The sequence below is a fragment of the Deltaproteobacteria bacterium genome, from assembly GCA_020848745.1.
Classification (GTDB): domain Bacteria; phylum Desulfobacterota; class Binatia; order UTPRO1; family UTPRO1; genus UTPRO1.
In genome coordinates, this window is record JADLHM010000055.1 from 43,483 (window position 1) to 62,953 (window position 19,471).

A 19,471-nucleotide genomic window follows, 5' to 3' on the forward strand; every position below is an offset into this window, starting at 1 on the left:
CGGGCCGCTCAGCCGGCCGGCGCGAACGCGTCCGGCGGTCCTCGACGGGCGGTACGCTCGAAATCGGTGACCTCCCCGGCCGGCCCGGCGAGGACCAGCGTGTCGCCCGCGGCGAGAGCGTGATCCGGATCCGGAACCTCGAACGTATGGCCGGGATCGTCGCGACGCTCGACCGCGAGCACGCTCACGCCGAAGCGCGCGCGGCAGTCGAGCTCGCGCAGCGTGCGCCCGTCCCACCCGCGCGGCACCTCGAAGCGCACGACCCTATACCCCTTCGACCACCGTGGGAGCGCGTCGACGCCGGCCGCACCCGGAATCGTCCGCATCGCCACCAGCGCGCGATTGTAGGCGCGGATCACGTCGGCGCGCGACAGCAGCCCGAGCACGCGTGTCTGATCGTCGCTTGCGACGACGGGGAGCGCGTCGCGATCGTCCTCCTCCATCCGGCCGAGCGCCTGGCCGAGGCTCGTCTCCAGCGTGACGGTCGGAACGTGGCGGTCGCAGAGGTCGCCGGCCGTGCGCTCGCTTCCGGCCTCGGGATCGAGGAGTACGGCGCGGACGCCGTGCAGCGACAACGTCCCGAGCAGGCGGCCGCCGCCCTCGACGACGGGAAAGTGGCTCCCGGTGCTTTCGCCCATCACCTTCAAGACCTCGGCGAGCGGCGCGTCGGCGCGGATCGGCTCGAAGACTTCGTGGAAGGCGGAGGCGACCGGGATCAGGTCCATGATCTGCTCGCGCGGCGGCTCGAGGCTGGTTCCGGCGCGCGCGAGCCCGAGCGTGTCGATCGACTCCGATTCGATCGCGCTGGCGACGATGACTGCGAGGATCACGGTGACGAGCGCCGGCAACGCGATCTCGTGGCTGCCCGTCGTTTCGAACAGCAGGAAGATCGCGGTGAGCGGCGCGTGCGTACAGGCACCGAGAAACGCGGCGAGGCCGACGAGGGCGTACGAGCCGCGCGGTCCGGTGAGGCTCGGCATCCACCAGGCGGACAGGGAGCGGAACGCGCCGCCGCTCATCGCCCCGATGAAGAAGATGGGACCGAAGACGCCGCCTGGAGCGCCGCAGCCGAGCGAGACGCTGCTCGTGAGGATCTTGGCGAGCGCGAGTGCGACCATCAGCGTCGCGGGGAGCTTTCCGGCGAGCGCCTCTTCGATGACGGGATAGCCGTCGGAGAGGTTCTTCGGCAGGAATGCCCCGACGACGCCGACCGCGGCGAGTCCGCCGACGAGCTTCGTCGCCGTGCCGACGCGCAGCCGTGCGAGGCGTTCGAGGGTGGCGTGGAAGAAGCGGACGTAGCTCGCCGCGAGCAAGCCGAGGAAGAGGCCCATGAGGGCGTACGTCACCAGTTCTTGGTACGCGCCGAGATCGAACGCCCGCACCTGGAAGACCGTGTCGACGCCGCCGAGCGCGCGCGCCGTGATCACCGCCGTCGCGGTCGAGATGACGATCAGGCTGAAATGTGCGAGCTCGACCTTGCCCTGGAGCACGATCTCCTGCGCGAACATCACGCTGCCGATCGGCGCGTTGAAGGTGGTCGCGATGCCGGCGGCCGCGCCGCACGCGGCGAGGAGCTTCGAGCGTGGTTCGAGGCGGAGGAGCCGCGCGACGAACGAGCCGATCGATCCGCCGATCTGCGCGATCGGTCCTTCGCGACCGACCGAAGCGCCCGCGCCGAGCGAGATCGCGGCGCCGAGGGTCTTGACGATCATCCAGCGCCGCTTCACCCGTCCGCTCTCGAGGTGCACCATCTCGAGGAAACGCGGGAAGCCGTAGCCGAGCGCGTGCCCGGGGAAGATCCGTTCCAGCAGGAGCAGCGCGATTCCGCCTGCGGCGAGCACGATGGGCGGCGCGAGCGGCTGCGCCGCCCCCCACGCGCCGAGCGCGGCGCCGAGCGCCCCGAAGGCGCGTGCCGCGGTCCTGATCGCGGCCTGGAAGACGACGCTGCCGGCCGCGCCGAGGAAGCCGATCAGCGCCGCGACGAGAACGAGGCCGGTGTATTGGGTGTGCGTCGCCGACGCGCTTCGCGACCCGGACACCGGCTCACCATGCCAAAACGGTCATGCGCTTGCGAGCCGCGTGCGGCGTAGTATAGCTCAGCGCTCAATGCATCCGGACGAGATCCAGCGCAGCCTGGCCGAAACGTTCCCCGACGCGCACATCCGCGCGGAGGACTACACCGGCGGCGGCGATCATTTCTCGGTCCACATCACGAGCGCCACGTTCGCGGGACGGTCGTTGGTGGAGCGTCACCAGATGGTCTATCGAGCGCTCGGCGCGTTGATGCCCCGCATCCACGCGTTGCAGCTCAAGGCCGACGCGCCGGGCGAGTGAAGGAGAACCGACCATGGCAGACCCCGTCATCACCGAGATCGAGAACGAGATCCGCGACAACAAGGTCATGATCTACATGAAGGGCACGCCGAGCTTTCCACAGTGCGGCTTCTCCGCGGCGACCATCGAGGTCTTCGAGGAGCTCGGCCGGCCCTTCGGCAGCGTCGATGTGCTGAGCCAGCCAGCCAAGCGCGAGGCGATCAAGCGCTATTCGAACTGGCCGACGATCCCGCAGGTGTACGTCGATGGAAAGTTCCTCGGCGGCTGCGATATCGTGCGCGAGATGCACGCGACCGGCGAGCTGAAGCGCCTCCTCGACGCGTCGTTCGCGGGTTAGGGACGCGTTCTTTCCCCCGCCCGGACGCGCCACGCTGGGAGCCGGTCCGCGGAAGGGTGCCGTCGGCGCGTGGCTCTCAGCGGGCGAGGGCCTGCGCCAGGTCCGCGATGAGGTCCGCGCCGTCTTCGATGCCGACCGAGTACCGGATCAGGTTGTCCTTGATGCCGACCTGGAGACGCTCCTCGGTCGTGAGCTCGTAGAAGCTCATGAGCGCCGGCTGCTCGATCAGGCTCTCGACGCCGCCGAGCGACGGCGCGATGCGGGGGATGCCGCAGGCGTCGACGACCCGCGTCGCTGCATCCAGGTGGCCGTCGACCTCGAAGGAGACGACCCCGCCGAAGCCACGCATCTGCCTCCGCGCGACGGCGTGCTCCGGGTGGCTCGGCAGGCCCGCGTAGTGCACCCGCCGCACCTTCGGATGCGCTTCGAGGAACTCGGCGATCGCCTGCGCGTTGGCGTTCTGCCGTTCGATGCGGAGCGCCAGCGTCTTCAGACCGCGGATCAGGAGATAGGCCGCGAAGGGATCGATCACGGCGCCGATCACCCCTTGCAACGCACGGATCCCGTCGACGAGGTCCGCCGATCCCAGCACCGCGCCGGCCATGAGGTCGTTGTGGCCGCCGAGGAACTTGGTGGCGGAGTGCAGGACGAGGTCGATGCCCCAGGCGAGCGGCCGCTGGTTGTAGGGCGTCGCGAAGGTGGCGTCGACGATGGTCTTCACCCGGTGGCGCCGCCCGATCTCGGCGAACCGTTCGAGGTCGAGGATGCGGTTGTAGGGATTCGTCGGGGACTCGCTGAGGAGGATGCGCGTGTTCGGGCGGATCGCCTCGGCAATGGCGTCGTAGTCGCCGGCGGGGACGGTCGAGCACTCGATGCCGTAGCGGTGCAGCGTCTGGTTCAGGAACTGGCGCGTACGCCGGTAGGAGTCGTCGGTGACGACGACGTGCGCGCCGCGCGACAGCATCGCGAAGAGCGTCGTCGTGACCGCCGCCATGCCGCTCGAAACGAGCAGGCAGTCCTCCGCGCCCTCGAGCGCGGCGAGCTTGTGCTCGGCGATGCGCTGCGTGGGGTTGCCGTAGCGACCGTACTCCTCGCGCTCGATGCGGTGCTCGAAATGGTCGCGCAGCTCCTGCGTGTCGGCGAAGGTGTAGGTCGCTGTCTGGATGATCGGCGTGGTGAGCGCGTTGCCGGCCTTCCGGCGCGGCTCGCCGGCGTGCACGGCGGCGGTCCCGAACCCCGGCGCTCCGGCGTCTCGGCGCGACGGGTCGTCGACCGGCGGCACGCCGGTTCCCTGCGGATCGCGCGCGGTCATCAGCCTTCGAGGAGGCGGGCGCGATCGACGTGGCGCGCGATCGTGTCCGCGACGTGCTTGGCGTCGGCCGGGAGCTCGACGGGTAGGTTCTGATAGCGCGATTCGACGCCTGCGAGCGTGCCGAGGTGGTACGCCGTCTTCTGGTCGGCGAACTTCAAGCCGTGGGCGGTCGAGACCACCACGACGCGGTCGCACGCCTTGATGATCTTGCGCTCGACGAGCTTGCGGAGCGCGGCCAGCGCGACGCCCGTGTGCGGACAGTTGAACATGCCGGTGCGGTCGGCGCGCGCGGACTCGTCCGCCAGTTCCTGCTCGCTCGCCTGCTCGACGACGCCGTTGAAGCGCTGCAACGTTCGGATGGCCCGCTTTGCGCTCACCGGGTTGCCGATCTGGATGGCGCTCGCGAGCGTCTTCTTCGCCGTGACCGGCGCGAACTCCTCGAAGTGCTTCAAGTACGAGCGATAGAGCGGGTTCGCGTGCTCGGCCTGGGCGACGCAGATGCGCGGCAGCTTCTGGATCAGGCCGAGGTCTTGCAGCAGCAGGAAGCCCTTGCCGAGCGCCGTCACGTTGCCGAGGTTGCCCCCGGGGATGATCACCCAGTCGGGCACCTCCCAGTCGAACTGCTGCACGATCTCGATCGCGACGGTCTTCTGGCCCTCGATGCGCAGGCTGTTCATCGAGTTGGCGAGGTAGATGCGCTTCTGCTTGGTGATCTCCTGGACGACCGCCATGCAGCCGTCGAAGTCGGTGTCGAGCGAGAGCACGAGCGCGCCGTTCGCGAGCGGTTGCACGAGCTGCGCCGGTGAGACCTTGTTGCGCGGCAGCAGCACGATCGACGCGATGCCGGCCGCCGCGCAGTACGACGCGAGCGCGGCCGAGGTGTCACCGGTCGAGGCGCACGCGACGGCGTCGATCGGCTGGCCATCGGCGATCATCTGCTTCACTACGGAGACGAGCACCGTCATGCCGAGATCCTTGAACGAGCCCGTGTGCGAGTTGCCGCACTGCTTGACCCAGAGATCCTCGACGTGGAGCTGCCGGCCGTAACGCTCGGCCCACAAGAGATTGCTGTTGCCCTCGAACGTGGAGACGATGTTCTCGTTGTCGATGAAGGGGACGACCCACTCCTTCTTGCCCCATACGCCGGAGCCGTAGGGGTAGGCGCCCTTGCGGTTGCGCTCCTCGAAGAGCTGCATCCAGGCGGCCGGGGCGCGTGTGCGGAGCGCGTCGACGTCGTGCTGCACCTCCAGCAGGTCGCCGCAGGACGGGCAGCGGTAGATGATCTCGAGTAGCGAGAACTGCCCGTGGCACCCGTTGATGCACTGAAACCACGCATTGTAGCCCATGGCGGGCGAGCTTCCGTCAGGCGATGCGAAAAATCAACTCGCGAACGTCGCGCGCGCCATCACCACCAACCGTGCGCGCGCAGCACGACGACCCACGCGTAGCCCGTGCCCCAGGGGGTCGGATCGAGCCAGGGATCGAGCGCGCCGATCATCGCGAGGGGCACCGACGCCGCGAGCGCGAGCCAGAACGCGATCCGCCCGGCGCGTGAGCGGAACGTGGCATAGGCATCGGCGAGGAACACGAGCAGGAGCGGAATGAAGAGGCAGAACCAGCGCACGCCATAGCTGTTGCCGCCCGGGCTGTCGGAGGTGAGCAGATAGTAGGCGACGAGCGCCACGGTCGGCGCGAGCACGAGCACGAGCTCGGCGCGCCAGCGATAGGTGCGGTCGGCTGCGAGACGGAGCATGCCGAGCACGACGAAGAGGAGCACCGGGGTGAGCGCGAAGAGACCGCGCTCGCCGAAGGTGCAGAGCCACACGTAGGCAAGGAAGGCGCGGAGCGATGCGTGCGGCAGGGAGGAGCCGGCGAGGTGGCCCTTGTCCGCCGAGAAGTACGACCCGGGATACTCGAAGAGCCGGGGCTGCAACGAGAGCGGCAGCGGGCTGCCCGAGAGCGCGTACGCGTACGCCAGGTAGCCGAGGAGCGGCACGGCGGTCGCGGCGGCGAGCGTGAGGACCGCGGCGATCGGTCGCGGGGCGCCGGGCCAGCCGACGTACAGCAAGAGGAACGGCAGGTAGAACGCCGCGCCGTGGTCCGCGGTCGCGGCGACGCCGACGAGCAGGCCGCCGAGCGCGAGCCCCGCGAGCCCGCTACCGCAACGGCGCCATGACCAGACGAGGAGCGTCCCGACGAGCAGCGCCGTCGCCGACGGCGGATGGTTCGAGAAGGTGACGCTGTACGTCGCGTTCAACGAGCCGAGCCCGAGCGCGACGATCGTGAGCGCGCGCCAGCGGGAATCGGGCACGAGGCGCGCGAGGAAGCGCGTCAGGAAGAGCAGGCCGAGCCATGTCGTGAGCCCGATGGTGAGGAGCGTCGTCCAGTAGTACGCACGGGGGAGGTCGGTGCGAAACGTGATGCCGCACGCGACCTCCGCGGCGTAGGCGGGGACCGCCATGAGCGCGACGGCGGGCGGCTTGTCCGAGTAGTAGCGTCCCTCGATCATGCACACGTCGCCGCTCTTGCGGCCCATCTCCGTGCCGTCCACCCAGAGCCGACCGTGCTCGACGATCGCCTCGACCATTCCGAGCCGCGAGGTATCGTTCCATCCGCCCCAGTGGGTGCGAGTGGCGAGGACGAGGAACGCCGCGACGGCCGCGAGCGCCAGCCACTCGGGGGCGCAGAGCGGCGACACCGCGGAGGCGCGCGGCAGCTCGCTCACCGCGCGGCCCTCGTGCCGTCGGCGGGCGGCGTGGCGTCGTCCGGGGTCCGGCGCGTCGCTGCGACGCCGCCCGCGACGGCGGCGGCGGCCAGGAGGTTCGCGAGCGTGAGCGCCCATTCGCGAGGCGCGTCGCGTCGGCGGAGCTCCAGGCGGCGGGCGCGTACCGCCGGGGGAAAGATCGTCTCGTCCGGCTGCACGTGCATGGCAAGGAGGTTGCCCCACTGCCACGAGAGAATCTGGAGGCTCATGGTGACGAGGCATGTCGCAACGCCGGGCGTCGTGCGCGGGAGGAGGAATGCCGTACCGATCAAGAAGGGCGTCGTGAACGCGCCGTACGTGCTGTGGATCCGGGTCGGCAGCAGGACCGCCGCGAGCATCACCAGCGCCGCGAGTGGCAGGATGGCGAAGCGTGCGCGGGCGGGATCGCGCCGCTCCCAGGCGCGCGTGAGCGTGTATGCGCCGGCGAGCCCGCCGGTGAGGAGCAGCGTGCCCCAGGTGTCGCGGGCGAGGCCGAGGAGCGGCGTTCGCGGGTCGAGGATCCCCGTCGTCAGCAAGTCCGCGTACCAGACGTTGAAGCTCATCGCCGTCGTCCACTGCAGGCGATAGACGAAATTCTCGAGGTACGTGGCGCGGAGCCAGGCGTCGCCGGAGTCGATCCAGAAGGGGAGAGCCGCGAGGTTCAGCACCAGAACGGCGACGAGTCCGGCACCGACGATCCGCGCGCGCGGCACGCGGAAGAGAAACGCGTAGAGCCAGAGCGGCGCGAAGATCAGCCCCGAGGGCTTGGCCGCGAGCGCGACGCCCCAGAGCGCTCCGGCCGAGAGCCAGCGTCCGCGCGTCATCGCGGCGACCATCCACACGCCGGGGGCCAGGACCCAGGATTCGGTCTGACCCCAGAACGCGCCGTCGAGGAGGAGCGGCGGCGCGAGCCATGCGGCGGCGAAGGCTCCCGCGGCGGCAGGCACGCTGGCGAAGCCGCGGACGACGCTGAACAGCCCGAGCGCGATCGCGAGCTCGGCGAGCGTGGTGCTCGCGGCATAGACGGCGCGCGACGCCTTGGTGTTCGCGACCGGATCGGGGTCGAGCCGTTCGAGCAGGGCGCCCTGCAGCGCGAAGGCGTACGCGGCGAGCGGCGGATAGTTCAAACGCTCGCCGGTGCCCGTCTCGAGACGCTGCATCCGCCCGTCGATCGGAGCGTCGGTGAGGCAGGTGCCCGGTCCGTGGCGGTAGAGGTCGAGCACGCCGGCCCGGATGGCCTGTCGGCCCCAGCACACGTAGTCGACGTGGTCGCCGAGGAATCCGTAGCGGGGCGCGAGGTCGAGCAGCCAGGCGCGCACCAGGACTCCCGCGAGCAGCGCCGCGGCGAACGTGACGACGACGAAACGCCGCGGAGCGGAGACGGCGGGAGGCGAGCCGGCCACGCCGGCTTGCTAGGCGCCCGTCCGCCGAAACTCAAGCGGAGACGTGTCGCGGGGCCACGCGGCGGCGTTCTCCGCGTGGCCCCGATGCGGGGGCCGGGGCGCTACCGTGTGATCGCGATGCGACGGGGTTTCGTCCGCTCCGCCTTCGGGATCTCGAGCGAGAGGACGCCGTGCTGCATGCGAGCGACGATGCGGTCGCTGTCGACGTCGCTCGAGAGGGTGAAGCGGCGGACGTAGTTGCCGACGTTGTACTCCGTGTAGAGCGGGTTCATTTCCTCGTACTGCTTCACGTCGACCTGGCCCTCGATGGAAAGCACGCCGTCGTCGAGGTGGACGTTCAGAGACTCCTCGTCGACGCCGGGCATGTCCGCCCACAGCCAGAGGCCGTCCTTGGTTTCGAAGATGTCGACTTGCGGCACGTACGTCCGACCCGCTCGCGTCACCTCGTCGCGGGCCTCCTGCTTCTCCGGAACGTTGAGTTCTTGCTGGGTCATCGTCGTCACCTCCTGTTCAAGCCGCCTTTACCGCGATCTGCCGCGGCTTGGCGTCTTCTTTCTTGGGCACGCGCACCGTGAGGATGCCGTGCTTGTACGAGGCCTCGGCGCGCCCGAGGTCGAGATCGGCCGGCACCTGGAACGAACGGGAGAACTGCCCCGCACTGCGCTCGCGACGGTGGAAACTACCGTCCGCCGGCTGCCGGACCTCGCGCTTGCCGCTCACGGTCAGCGTGCGGCCCTCGGCCTCGATGGCGACGTCCTCGGGCGCGACGCCCGGCACCTCCAACTTCACGACGTAGCCGTCCTTGTCGGCGAAGACGTTGACTGGCGGGAAGACGCCGCGACCGGACGGGCCGAGATCGATCCCGAACGGCTTGTCGAACACGCGCTCCAGCTCGCGCTGGAGGTTCAGCAAGCCGGCGACGGGATCGAAGCCAGACGAAATACGAAATCGAGCCATGGTGGAACCTCCTCGTGGGATGATGAAATTGGCGGCAGTCTCGCTCCGCCGCCTCGTCCGCAAACCTAAGACCACATCGTTCCGCGTCAAGGCGTGCGGTCGAGCGCGTCGCCTCCGACCGTCTCCACCCCCGATGTGCAGGGGCTTGCACCAGTGTCTACACATCTGTAGGTAGGCGTCTCGATGCCGTCGCGCCTCCGCCCCGCACCCGCCGCGGACGACACCCGCGAGCACATCATCGACGCCGCCCAGGCGATCTTCGCGCGCGACGGATTCGCCGGGGCGAAGATGCAGGAGATCGCCGATCGCGTCGGCATCCAGCGGCCGAGCCTCTTCTACCACTTCAAGAACAAGGAGGCGCTGTTCGTGGCCGCGCACGAGCAGGTCTTCGCGAAGATCGAGCCGGTCTTTCGGGAGAGTCTCGCGCCCAACGGCGATCCGTTCGTGCAGCTCGACCGGGTGAGCCGCGCCGTACTCGCGGTCATGGCGGAGGAGCCCGACTTCGCGCGTATGATCGCGCGCACGTCGGTCGACCGCCATCCCGCGGCCGTGAAGATCGTCCGCACGTACCTCCAGCCGCTGATCGACCTCTCGGTCGATTTCGTCCGTGATGGCCAACGGCGCGGCGTGTTCGCCGACATCGACCCGTTCTTCTTCACCCTCAACAGCTGGGGCGCGTCGCTGATGTATTTCATCGCCCGCGATCTGCTCGCCCCGGTCGCCAAGCCCACCGATCCGAAGGACGTCGCCCGGTTCACCACGACACTGTTGCAGATGGGCAATCGTGCCCTCGCACCCAACGAGCGACGCGCGGCCGCCTCGCAGCGCGCGTCCTAGCGCCAGGAGAGCGATTCCATGGAACGCCGAGTCTTCACCCGAGAGCACGAGCTCTTTCGCGAGCAGTTCAAGAAGTTCTGCGAGCGCGAGATCGCGCCGAACGTCGAGCGCTGGGAAGAGCAGCGCATCGTCGATCGCGAGACCTGGAAGAAGGCGGGAGAGCAGGGCTACCTCTGTCCGACCCTGGAGCCGAAATACGGCGGCTCGGGCGTCGATTTCGGCTACGCCGCGATCATCAACGAGGAGATCGTGAAGGCCGGGTCGTCCGGGTTCACCGCCGGACTCCACAGCGACATCGTCGTTCCGTACATCGAGAGCTTCGGCAACGAGGCGCAGAAGGCGCGTTGGCTGCCCGGTTGCGCGAGCGGCGACATCATCACCGCCATCGCCATGACCGAGCCGAACACGGGCTCCGACCTGGCCGGGATCAAGACGACTGCCGTTCGCGACGGCGACTCGTACATGATCAACGGGCAGAAGACCTTCATCTCGAACGGTATCCTCTGCGACCTCGTGATCGTGGCGGCCAAGACCGATCCCGAATCGCGGCACGGCGGCGTGAGTCTGATCGTCGTCGAGAACGGCACGCCCGGCTTCGAGAAGGGCCGCAAGCTCAACAAGATGGGCATGCACTCGCAGGACACCGCGGAGCTGCATTTCTCCGATTGTCGGGTGCCCGCCGACAACCTGCTCGGCCAGGAAGGCCAGGGCTTCTACTACTTGATGGAGAAACTCCAGCAGGAGCGGCTCGTGTGCGCGATCGGCGCGCAGGCGGGTGTCGAGACCGTGCTCGGGGAAACCATCAAGTACACGCAGGAGCGCCAGGCGTTCGGGAAGCCGATCGCCAAGTTCCAGAACACGCAGTTCAAGCTGGCGGAGATCGCGACCGAGGTCGAGCTCGGCCGCGTCTTCGTCGACCGTCTCATCGACGAGCACATCAAAGGCACCCCCATCATCAAAGAGACGAGCATGGCCAAGTGGTGGGTCACCGAGATGTGCAAGCGCAACATCGATCTCTGCCTGCAATTCTACGGCGGCTACGGCTTCATGGAGGAGTATCCCATCTGTCGCGCCTACCGTGACGCCCGCATCCAGACGATCTTCGCGGGTACGACCGAGATCATGAAGATCATCATCGCCAAATCCATGGGACTCTAGTCCCGAGCCCGCAAGGAGCCATTCGAATGATCAAGAATCCGCGCAAAGTGTCCGTGATCGGCGTCGGCATGACGCAGTTCTTCAAGCCCGGCGAGAAAGACTATCCCGAGCTCAGCAAGCAGGCCGGGGAACAGGCGCTCAAGGACGCCGGCATCTCGTACGACCTGATCGAGCAGGCCTTCGTCGGCTACGTGTACGGCGAGTCGACCTGCGGACAGCGCGCCGTCTATCAGCTCGGCCTGACCGGCATCCCCGTCTACAACCTCAACAACAACTGCTCGACGGGCTCGACCGCGCTCTACCTCGCATACCAGGCGATCGCGAGCGGCATGAACGAGTGCGTGCTCGCACTCGGCTTCGAGAAGATGGAGCGCGGCTCCCTCGGCGCGAAGTTCACCGACCGCACGCATCCCATGGACCAGCACATGCAGGTCATGATGTCGATGCAGGGCTTCGAGTCGGCGCCGGCGGCGGCGCAGATGTTCGGGGGCGCCGGCCGCGAGCACATGAAGAAGTACGGCACCACCAAGGAGCAGCTCGCCAAGGTCGCCGTCAAGAACCGCCGCCACGCGGTCGCCAACCCGCGCTCGCAATTCCGCCAGGCGTCGAGCCTGGAGGAGATCCTGGCCGCGCCGATGGTCTTCGAGCCGCTCACCAAGTTCCAGTGCTGTCCGACGTCCGACGGCTCGGCGGCGGCGATTCTCTGCTCCGAGGAGTTCGCCAAGAAGCACGGTGCCGACAAGGGGATCTCCATCCCCGCCATGACGATGACCACCGACTACCCGACGAGCTTCGAGCAGTCGATGATCAAGATGGTCGGTCAGGACCTCACCCGGGCCGCCGCCAAGCAGGTGTACGAGCGGAGCGGCCTCGGTCCCGAGGACGTGCAGGTGATCGAGCTGCACGACTGCTTCACGCCGAACGAGCTCATCACCTACGAGGGCCTCGGTCTCTGCGGCGAGGGCCAGGCCGGCAAGCTCATCGAGGAGGACCGGACCACGTACGGCGGCACGTGGGTCGTGAACCCGTCGGGTGGCCTGCTCTCGAAGGGCCATCCGCTCGGGGCGACCGGACTTGCCCAGTGCTTCGAGCTGAACTCGCAGCTCCGTGGGCTCGTCGAGCCCGAGCGCCAGGTGCAAGGCGCGAAGGTCGCGTTGCAGCACAATCTCGGCCTCGGCGGCGCCTGCGTCATCGCGATGTACAAGAAGGACTAGGGGAGCCGGCGATCCTCGGTTGCGACGGCGGCGCGCCGGGCTCGGTGCCCGGCGCGCCGCCGTCGTTTCGGCGTCGCTTGTGGCCGGTGGACGTTCGCTGCATATAGGTGCGTCCATGGCCGAGGCGCACGCGGTGTCGTTGGGGGCGACGCTCCCGTTCTGGTCGGTCGCACCCTTCGCGTTGATGCTGCTCGGCATCGCGCTCATCCCGCTGCGGTGGCCGCACTTCTGGGAGCGCAACGGCAACAAGGGGATCGTGAGCGCGGTCCTCGGGGTTCCGGTCGCGCTCTATGTCGCGACACACGATCCGCACCTCCTCTGGCACACGGCGCTCGAGTACGTATCGTTCATCGCGCTCCTCGGCGCGCTCTTCACGATCTCGGGCGGCATCGTCCTGCGCGGAGACCTGCGCGCGACGCCCGGCATCAACACGACATTCCTCGCGGTCGGCGCGCTCCTCGCGAACGTGATCGGAACGACGGGCGCCAGCATGCTGCTGATCCGGCCGCTCCTCCAGACCAACTCCGAGCGCAAGCACGTCGGCCACATCCCGATCCTCTTCATCTTCGTCGTCTCGAACTGCGCGGGGTTGCTGACCCCGCTCGGCGACCCGCCGCTCTTCCTCGGCTATCTGCGCGGGGTGCCGTTCTTCTGGACGCTGCGCCTGCTCCCCGAATGGCTCTTCGTCGTCTCGATCCTGCTCGTCGTGTTCTATGTGATGGATGCGCGGGCGGTCGCGAAGGAGTCTGCCGCGGATCTGCGCCGGGACGTCGCGCGGCAGGTGCCCCTGCAACTCGCCGGCACCATCAACGGCCTCTATCTCCTCGGCGTCGTGCTGGCGGTGCTGGTGAGCCCGTCGCTCCCGGAGGGACCGGTGCGCGAGGGCGTGCGGCTCGGCGTGATGGCCGCCATGACGGCGCTGTCGCTCGCGACCACGCCGCAGGCGCTGCGCAAGGAGAACGGCTTCACCTTCGGCCCGATCACGGAGGTGGCCGTGCTCTTCGCGGGCATCTTCGCAACGATGGTTCCGGCGCTCGAGATCTTGCGCGTGCGCGGCGCCGAGTTCGGCATCCAGGCGCCGTGGCAATTTTTCTGGCTCTCGGGCTCGCTCTCCTCCTTCCTGGACAACGCGCCCACGTACCTGACGTTCGCCTCGCTCGCGCAGAGCCTCGGTCCGGGCGCCGACGCCGCCGTGCACCTCGCGGGGGGGCCGGTTTCCGCGACCCTGCTCACCGCCATCTCCGCCGGCTCGGTGCTCATGGGCGCCAACAGCTACATCGGCAACGGTCCGAACTTCATGGTGAAGGCGATCGCCGAGGAGCAGGGCGTCGCGATGCCGAGCTTCGGCGGCTACATGGTCTGGTCGGGCGCGATCCTGATCCCGATCTTCGTCGTGATGACATTCCTGTTCTTCGCGTGAGGCCGCGATGAGCTACGAGCGCGGCGCCATCGTCCTGCTACGCCTGAGCGGCTTCGCCGTGCTGGTGCTCTCGGTCGTCATGCTGGCGGCCTTCCCGACCGCGCCGCTCGAGCGGAACGTGCCGGGCTTCGTGAGCCCGGTCGTCGGCTTCGAGCTCGCTTCGAGCCCCGAGCACGTCTTCGGAATCCTCGGAGCGCCGGACGACCCCGCGCGTCCGGCGGCGGTCGCGGGGATGGATCGCGGCAATCGCATCGACCTCCTCTTCATGATCGCGTACCCGGCCCTGTACCTCGGCATCGTGCTGCTGCTCCGCGCGCGCGGTCGTCTCGCGGGCGGCATCGGACAGGTCGCGATGCTGCTGCCGAGCGTGATGTGGCTCGGCGACCTCTTCGAGAACCGCGAGCTGTTCGTGCTCGCCGGGCTCACCGACCCGGCCGCCATGACGGACGCGCTCGCACGCTTGCGCGTATTCACGCTCGTGAAATGGTACGCGATCTTCGGGGCGTCCGCGCTCGTCGCCTACCCGATCTGGCGACAGGCGAGCTGGTGGCGGTGGGCGGGTGTCGCGTTCGGGCTTGCAGCCGCCGTCGGCTTCGCGTCCGTGATCGCGCTTCCCGCGATCGAGCTTGCGGCGTATCTTCTGTCGCTGGCCTGGCTCGTCACCTGGGTGTACTCCATGCGGGCGTGAGCGACGCCGCGTTCTGGATCGAGCGCCTCGACCTCCGACCGCACCCCGAGGGCGGCTATTTCCGCGAGACGTATCGGGCGGCCGAGAGCATCGCCGCGTCGGCGCTGCCGCCGCGCTTCGGCGGCGGGCGCGCCTTTGCGACGGCGATCTACTTCCTCCTGACGCGCGATGCGTTCTCGGCGTTCCATCGCATTCGTTCCGACGAGATATGGCACTTCTACGCCGGGCAGAGCGTCACGCTGGCGATCCTCGAGGACGTCGGTGGAGGTCGCCTCACGATCGCGAGCCTCGGCCGCGACCCGGCGCGGGGGGAGCGTCCGCAGATCGTCGTGCCGGCCGGCGCGTGGTTCGGCGCCGAGGTCGCCCCCGCGGGGACCTACGCCCTCGTCGGCTGCACCGTGGCGCCCGGGTTCGACTTCGCCGACTTCGATCTCGCCGAGCGCGCGGCGCTCCTGGCGCGGTACCCGCGGCACCGCGGCGTGATCGAGCGGCTGACCCGGATCGGCTGATCCGGCGCGGCGGGCTGTCCGCCTCGCATCCTCATCGCGTCGAGGAGTCCTCGGATCGTCGTCCGGCGCGGCCTGTCGGCGTCATCCGAGCTCGGCGGCGACCCGTAGCTCGCGGAACGACTCCTCGATCGCGAGCACGAACTCGTGCAGGTCGGGAACGAGGTCCCAGTCGGCGATGAAACCCCAGCAGAGACGGCCGGCGTAGCTGAAGAGGGCGACTCCCAGCGCCTGGTTCGGGAGGAGCGCCAGCATCGGGTAGCACTCGCGGAGCTCGGCGCCGAGAAGGTAGAGCGGAATCTGCGGACCCGGCACGTTCGTCACGACCAGGTTGAACGGACGCGAGCGCGTGCTGAGGCGGACCGCCGACGAGAGCAGGGTCGTGCTGGTCCACTCGCTCACGGCGGCGAGGACGCGCGCACCGAGCGTCTGGCGGGACTCCTTGAGGCGCGCGGTATTGGCGCGGACCTTGTCGAGCCGCCGGCGCGGGTCGCGCTCGGCGACCGGCAGCTCGGTGATCCAGAGCGCGATCTGGTTCCCGAGCGTTCCGCGCTGCTCGTCGGTGCGGATGCTGACAGGGATGCTCGCGCGCAGCTCCAGGACGTCGACGTTCACGCGCCGGTCTTCGAGGAACGTGCGGAGCGCCCCCGACACCGTCGCGAGCACGACATCGTTGACGGTGCCGCCGAGGCGGTCTTTCACGGCCTTGACGGCGTCGAGATCGAGGGGAAGCCAGTCGTAGCGCCGGTGCGGACCGATCGGCAGGTTGATCGGCGTCGGCGACGCGGGGCGCGCGGCGACGCCGAGGGTCTCCCCGAGCGCGCTCAGGGCCTCCCAGAAGCCGGCGAGGATGCGGGTCGGCGCGGTGAACGCACAGGGCGCCTCCCACAGGAAATCGAGCGGCTCGCGGAGCCGGCGCAGCCATTCGTCGCGGAAGATCTGAAGGGGTGTCGGCGCCGGACGGGGAATCCAGCGCGGTCCCTGGGTGAATTCCGCCGACGGCGTCGGGTTCAGCAGCACCGCCAGGAGATCGACGCCGGAGACGCCGTCGACCATACAGTGGTGGGTCTTGGCGACGAGCGCGAAGCGGTGTCCCTCGAGGCCTTCCACCACCCAGATCTCCCAGAGCGGCTTCGCGCGGTCGAGCTGCTGGGAGACGATGCGAGCCGCGAGCCGCTTCAGCTGCCGTTCGTCACCCGGACGCGGCAGGCTCGCGTGGCGGACGTGGTAGTGGATGTTGAAGTGCTCGTCGTCGACCCACACCAGGCGGTTTCCGAGCGGCACCGTGGTGAGCCGCTGGCGGTAGCGCGGGATCAGGTGCAACCGCGACTCGATGTAGGTGCGGATCGTGTCGATGTCGATGCCGCCATCGGGTCCCGACAGCGGAGCCGCGTCCAGCACCAGCACGGCGGCGACGTGCTGATGGGTGGTCGGGCTCTCGATCGCGAGAAACGAGTTGTCGACGACGGACAGGCGGTCGAAGGCGTAGCTTTGCATGGCGGCGGGCTCCGGTGGCCGTGGTTTCGGCCCGCTACTATAGCCGAGGCGCCGGCCGCTTGGCTCCCCCGGATCGGCGGGCTAGAAGACGCCGGCGATGACCTCGAACGGCAGGGCGACGAGGTCGAGGATCAGGGTGAACGGGACGAGCGGCACCTTTGCGACGGGGTGTACGTCGAGGTCGAGCGCGGTCTTGGTGGCGACGAAGATGTACTCGTCGTTGTAGCCGCGCCGGTCCTCGTAGCGACCGCGGTCGTAGCGATCGGCGAACGTGGGCGTGGCGGGGGTCGCCGCGAGCAGGGCGAGGGCGAGCAGCGGCGCGGCACAGCGGCGGAGCACGGCGGAACGGGAATGGACGGACATCGGATCCTCCTCGAGTGGGTTCACGCCCGGGCCCGGGGTCGCAACACGACCACCGGAATCGGACGCGCGGTGAGCAGCGCGTAACGCGTGTAGAACGGGTTGGACGCGGTGAGTATCGGCCAGAGACGCCGGCGCTCGTCGGGATCGGCGGCGTGCGCGACGATCGGCACGCGGTTCGCGCCGACCTGCACGACCGCCTCGGGCCGCGCCTTGAGGTTCAACCACCATGCCGGGTGGCGATCGGCGCCGCCGTTGGAGGCCACCACGACGAAATCCTCGCCGTCGGGAACGTAGGTGAGCGCCACGGTGCGCTGGGTGCCCGAGCGGCGACCGGTCGTCGTCAGCAGGAGGCTCGCGAGGCCGACGGCGCGATGGCCGATCAAGCCGCGTGACAGACGATAGAGGCGTGTGTGTACGCGGCTGACGACCTTCCAGAGGCCGCTCTCACCGACGAGCTTCAACGCGCGCCGCGCGCCCTCCTGCATGCGCGCGGTTGTGGCAGCCCGTTCCGGGCGGCGCAAGCTGGCCGAGGGCGGAATCGCCTTGACGACGCCGAGGGGCGAGCAGTAGCTTGCCGCTCTCGCGCCGAGACTCGCGCATGAACCGGAAGACTTTCAGTGCCGCCTACGACGCTCCCGTCCTGCGCGCCGCGCGCGCCGTGCGCGGCGACGTGACGGAGGTCGACGGCGATCAGCTCGTGGCGGCCGCCCGCGGCGCGCCGGAGCGGCGGAGCTTCCCCACCTCGTAGCGGCGTGCCGTTCCGGCGCGCAGGAGACCGACCATGAGCCTCGTTCTCACCGAGAAGCCGCGTCCGCACGTGACCGTCGTGCGCTTGAACCGCCCGCATCGCCTGAACGCCATGTCGTTCGACCTGATGACGGCGCTCTACGAGACGCTGCGTCTGGTCGCCGCCGACAACGCCGCGTGGGTCGTCGTGCTGACCGGCGAGGGGCGCGGCTTCTGCTCCGGCCTCGACCTCGAGGATCCCGGCATGATCCCCGGCATCGACGACATGTCGCTCGCACGGATCGGCATGTTGGCGATGGGCCATTTCTCCCGCATCGTGCCGGCGCTCCGCGATCTGCCGCAGCCGGTGATCGCCGCGATCAACGGGCCCGCGTACGGCGGCGGCATGTGCCTCTCGCTCGGCGCCGACGTGCGCTTCGCCGCGGCCTCGGCCGAGTTCAACGCCACGGGGATCGTGAACGGCCTCACCTCGACCGAGCTCGGCGCGAGCTGGCTTCTGCCGCGCTTGATCGGAGCATCGCGGGCCAACGATCTCCTGCTGACGGGTCGCAAGGTCGGCGCCGAGGAGGCCGAGCGCATCGGGCTCGTGTCGCGCGTCGTCCCCGACGGAGCCGTCGTCGACGTGGCGATCGAGGCGGCCGAGCGCATGTGCGAGTTCAGCGCTTTCGGCCTGCAGATGACGAAGAAGGTGTGCTGGGCGAACCTCGAGACGACGAGCCTGACGGCCGCGGTCGACCTCGAGGACCGCAATCAACTGCTGCTCGGCAACACGGAGAATCTGGTCGAATGCATCCGGGCCCGGCGCGAGAACCGCAAGCCTGTCTACACCGATATGCCCCGGCGGGACGTCGCGGAGCATGCCGCGAGCCATCCGCCGAAGTACTGACGGGACGGCGTCCGTCGAGTCCCGTCACTCAGGGTTTCACGGCCGCGGGCTCGCCCGCGAGCGTGGCGCCGGCGTCGAGTGCGAGCAGGCGGACGCGCCCGCTCGCGACCAGCGTCCCGTCGGTCGTGCGCGCGTCGGCCTGCCAGAGCTGCGAACGGCGCCCGCGTGTCAGTGGACGCGCCGTCACGGTGATCCGCCCCTCGCGGACCGCGTGGATGAAGCTCGTGTGGTTCTCCACGCCGACGACGGCCTGGCGGCGCGGCATGGCGGCCAGGGCGGCGCCGATCGAGCAGGCCGTCTCGACGGCAGTGCAGTGCATGCCCCCGTGCACGATGCCGTAGGGCTGGCGGTGACGGTCGTCGACGTCGTACTCGAGCACGACCTCATCGGGCCCGCTGTGGACGACGCGGATCCCGAGCGTCGCGTCGAGCCCGCCCGCGGGACCGACGAGTCGCGTTGATTCGGAGGACACGCCGAGGTAGTGGCGCGGGCGAAGGGTTAACGCAAGCGCCGCGGCGCGCGGCGCCGGAGGGAGCGAGGGATGAGTGAGATAAAGAACCGCTTGTGCCGCCGGATCCTCGTGCCGCACGACTTCTCGAGCCACGCGACGCGCGCGCTCGAGATCGCGGCCGGGCTCGCGGGACCCGGGAGTGCGATCACCGTGCTGCACGCGCTCCCGCCGGTGTACTCTTCGATGGGCGGACCCGCCGCCGATCTTGCGTGGGCGCCGACGCCGGCGGTGGTTGCCGACGTGAGGCGCCAGCTGACGCGTACCGTGGAGCGCGCGCTCGGGCGCGAGGACGCCGCGCGCGTTCGCTGTCGCGTCGAGCTGGCCGATCCGCTGACGGCGATTCTCGCCGCGGCGAAGGGCGCCGACTTGATCGTGATGACGACCCTCGGGCGCACGGGACTGGGGCACCTCCTCATGGGGAGCGTCGCGGAGAAGGTGGTGCGGCACGCGACCGTGCCCGTGCTCACGGTGCACCCGAAGGCGGCAGCGCGTCTCGCGCGCAGCCGCACGCGGGTCGCCGCGCGTCCCCGCGCCAAGCGGAAGGCCCCCGCGTAGCGC

The 19,471-nt window shown here is 69.4% G+C and carries 21 protein-coding genes; 10 read left to right on the forward strand and 11 right to left on the reverse strand.

Annotated features, from left to right (window positions below):
- Positions 1-8 precede the first annotated feature (8 nt).
- Positions 9-2,039 (reverse strand): chloride channel protein, encoded by a 2,031-nt coding sequence (locus tag IT293_07375; GenBank protein MCC6764470.1) that lies wholly within the window; start codon positions 2,037-2,039, stop codon positions 9-11.
- 67 nt (positions 2,040-2,106) lie between these two features.
- On the opposite strand from IT293_07375, the gene IT293_07380 reads away from it, so the two are divergent.
- On the forward strand, positions 2,107-2,334 hold the full coding sequence (locus IT293_07380; GenBank protein ID MCC6764471.1) for a BolA family transcriptional regulator: 228 nt from the start codon (positions 2,107-2,109) through the stop codon (positions 2,332-2,334).
- A gap of 13 nt (positions 2,335-2,347) precedes the next feature.
- The gene (grxD, locus tag IT293_07385; GenBank protein MCC6764472.1) at positions 2,348-2,671 is read left to right on the forward strand and encodes a Grx4 family monothiol glutaredoxin; all 324 of its coding nucleotides are present in this window, start codon (positions 2,348-2,350) and stop codon (positions 2,669-2,671) included.
- A 76-nt stretch (positions 2,672-2,747) separates the two neighbouring features.
- Here the strand turns inward: grxD and IT293_07390 are convergent, their stop codons facing one another.
- The 6 genes from IT293_07390 to IT293_07415 form a co-directional block, all read right to left on the reverse strand.
- Positions 2,748-3,983 carry an aminotransferase class I/II-fold pyridoxal phosphate-dependent enzyme gene (locus IT293_07390; protein MCC6764473.1) on the reverse strand — a complete coding sequence of 412 codons (1,236 nt, stop codon included), beginning with the start codon at positions 3,981-3,983 and terminating at the stop codon, positions 2,748-2,750.
- Positions 3,983-5,329, reverse strand: coding sequence for a threonine synthase (thrC, locus tag IT293_07395; GenBank protein ID MCC6764474.1), 1,347 nt, complete (start codon positions 5,327-5,329; stop codon positions 3,983-3,985). The genes IT293_07390 and thrC overlap by 1 nt, the downstream gene beginning before the upstream one ends.
- 59 nt (positions 5,330-5,388) lie before the next feature.
- Positions 5,389-6,708, reverse strand: a complete 1,320-nt coding sequence (locus tag IT293_07400) for a hypothetical protein (protein MCC6764475.1) — start codon at positions 6,706-6,708, stop codon at positions 5,389-5,391.
- Complete coding sequence (locus IT293_07405; protein ID MCC6764476.1) at positions 6,705-8,129, reverse strand: DUF2029 domain-containing protein; 1,425 nt, start codon at positions 8,127-8,129, stop codon at positions 6,705-6,707. Before IT293_07405 ends, IT293_07400 begins: the two co-directional genes overlap by 4 nt.
- A gap of 101 nt (positions 8,130-8,230) precedes the next feature.
- Positions 8,231-8,623 carry an Hsp20/alpha crystallin family protein gene (locus IT293_07410; protein MCC6764477.1) on the reverse strand — a complete coding sequence of 131 codons (393 nt, stop codon included), beginning with the start codon at positions 8,621-8,623 and terminating at the stop codon, positions 8,231-8,233.
- 16 nt (positions 8,624-8,639) lie between these two features.
- Positions 8,640-9,176, reverse strand: a complete 537-nt coding sequence (locus tag IT293_07415) for an Hsp20/alpha crystallin family protein (protein ID MCC6764478.1) — start codon at positions 9,174-9,176, stop codon at positions 8,640-8,642.
- A gap of 93 nt (positions 9,177-9,269) precedes the next feature.
- Here IT293_07415 and IT293_07420 point away from each other — a divergent pair, with 93 nt between their 5' ends.
- From IT293_07420 to IT293_07440, 5 genes are all read left to right on the forward strand, one after another.
- Complete coding sequence (locus tag IT293_07420; GenBank protein MCC6764479.1) at positions 9,270-9,923, forward strand: TetR/AcrR family transcriptional regulator; 654 nt, start codon at positions 9,270-9,272, stop codon at positions 9,921-9,923.
- 18 nt (positions 9,924-9,941) lie between these two features.
- Positions 9,942-11,081, forward strand: coding sequence for an acyl-CoA dehydrogenase family protein (locus tag IT293_07425; protein ID MCC6764480.1), 1,140 nt, complete (start codon positions 9,942-9,944; stop codon positions 11,079-11,081).
- 26 nt (positions 11,082-11,107) lie between these two features.
- The gene (locus tag IT293_07430; protein MCC6764481.1) at positions 11,108-12,295 is read left to right on the forward strand and encodes a lipid-transfer protein; all 1,188 of its coding nucleotides are present in this window, start codon (positions 11,108-11,110) and stop codon (positions 12,293-12,295) included.
- Positions 12,296-12,410: 115 nt separating this feature from the next.
- Positions 12,411-13,715 carry a sodium:proton antiporter gene (locus tag IT293_07435; GenBank protein ID MCC6764482.1) on the forward strand — a complete coding sequence of 435 codons (1,305 nt, stop codon included), beginning with the start codon at positions 12,411-12,413 and terminating at the stop codon, positions 13,713-13,715.
- Positions 13,716-14,198: 483 nt separating this feature from the next.
- Positions 14,199-14,912 carry a cupin domain-containing protein gene (locus tag IT293_07440; GenBank protein ID MCC6764483.1) on the forward strand — a complete coding sequence of 238 codons (714 nt, stop codon included), beginning with the start codon at positions 14,199-14,201 and terminating at the stop codon, positions 14,910-14,912.
- Between the two features lie 81 nt (positions 14,913-14,993).
- Here IT293_07440 and IT293_07445 read toward each other — a convergent pair whose 3' ends face one another.
- The 3 genes from IT293_07445 to IT293_07455 all read right to left on the reverse strand — a co-directional run bounded on the left by IT293_07445 (position 14,994) and on the right by IT293_07455 (position 17,254).
- Positions 14,994-16,406, reverse strand: coding sequence for a wax ester/triacylglycerol synthase family O-acyltransferase (locus IT293_07445; protein ID MCC6764484.1), 1,413 nt, complete (start codon positions 16,404-16,406; stop codon positions 14,994-14,996).
- Between the two features lie 81 nt (positions 16,407-16,487).
- Positions 16,488-16,769 carry a hypothetical protein gene (locus IT293_07450; GenBank protein ID MCC6764485.1) on the reverse strand — a complete coding sequence of 94 codons (282 nt, stop codon included), beginning with the start codon at positions 16,767-16,769 and terminating at the stop codon, positions 16,488-16,490.
- Between the two features lie 20 nt (positions 16,770-16,789).
- Complete coding sequence (locus IT293_07455; GenBank protein ID MCC6764486.1) at positions 16,790-17,254, reverse strand: nitroreductase family deazaflavin-dependent oxidoreductase; 465 nt, start codon at positions 17,252-17,254, stop codon at positions 16,790-16,792.
- A gap of 113 nt (positions 17,255-17,367) precedes the next feature.
- Between IT293_07455 and IT293_07460 the strand changes: the two genes are divergently transcribed.
- Positions 17,368-17,517 carry a hypothetical protein gene (locus IT293_07460; GenBank protein MCC6764487.1) on the forward strand — a complete coding sequence of 50 codons (150 nt, stop codon included), beginning with the start codon at positions 17,368-17,370 and terminating at the stop codon, positions 17,515-17,517.
- 33 nt (positions 17,518-17,550) lie between these two features.
- The gene (locus IT293_07465) at positions 17,551-18,402 is read left to right on the forward strand and encodes an enoyl-CoA hydratase/isomerase family protein (protein MCC6764488.1); all 852 of its coding nucleotides are present in this window, start codon (positions 17,551-17,553) and stop codon (positions 18,400-18,402) included.
- 28 nt (positions 18,403-18,430) lie between these two features.
- On the opposite strand, the gene IT293_07470 is transcribed toward IT293_07465, so the two are convergent.
- On the reverse strand, positions 18,431-18,874 hold the full coding sequence (locus tag IT293_07470; GenBank protein ID MCC6764489.1) for a PaaI family thioesterase: 444 nt from the start codon (positions 18,872-18,874) through the stop codon (positions 18,431-18,433).
- A 69-nt stretch (positions 18,875-18,943) separates the two neighbouring features.
- Here IT293_07470 and IT293_07475 point away from each other — a divergent pair, with 69 nt between their 5' ends.
- Positions 18,944-19,468, forward strand: a complete 525-nt coding sequence (locus tag IT293_07475; GenBank protein ID MCC6764490.1) for a universal stress protein — start codon at positions 18,944-18,946, stop codon at positions 19,466-19,468.
- The last annotated feature ends 3 nt before the right edge of the window (positions 19,469-19,471 follow it).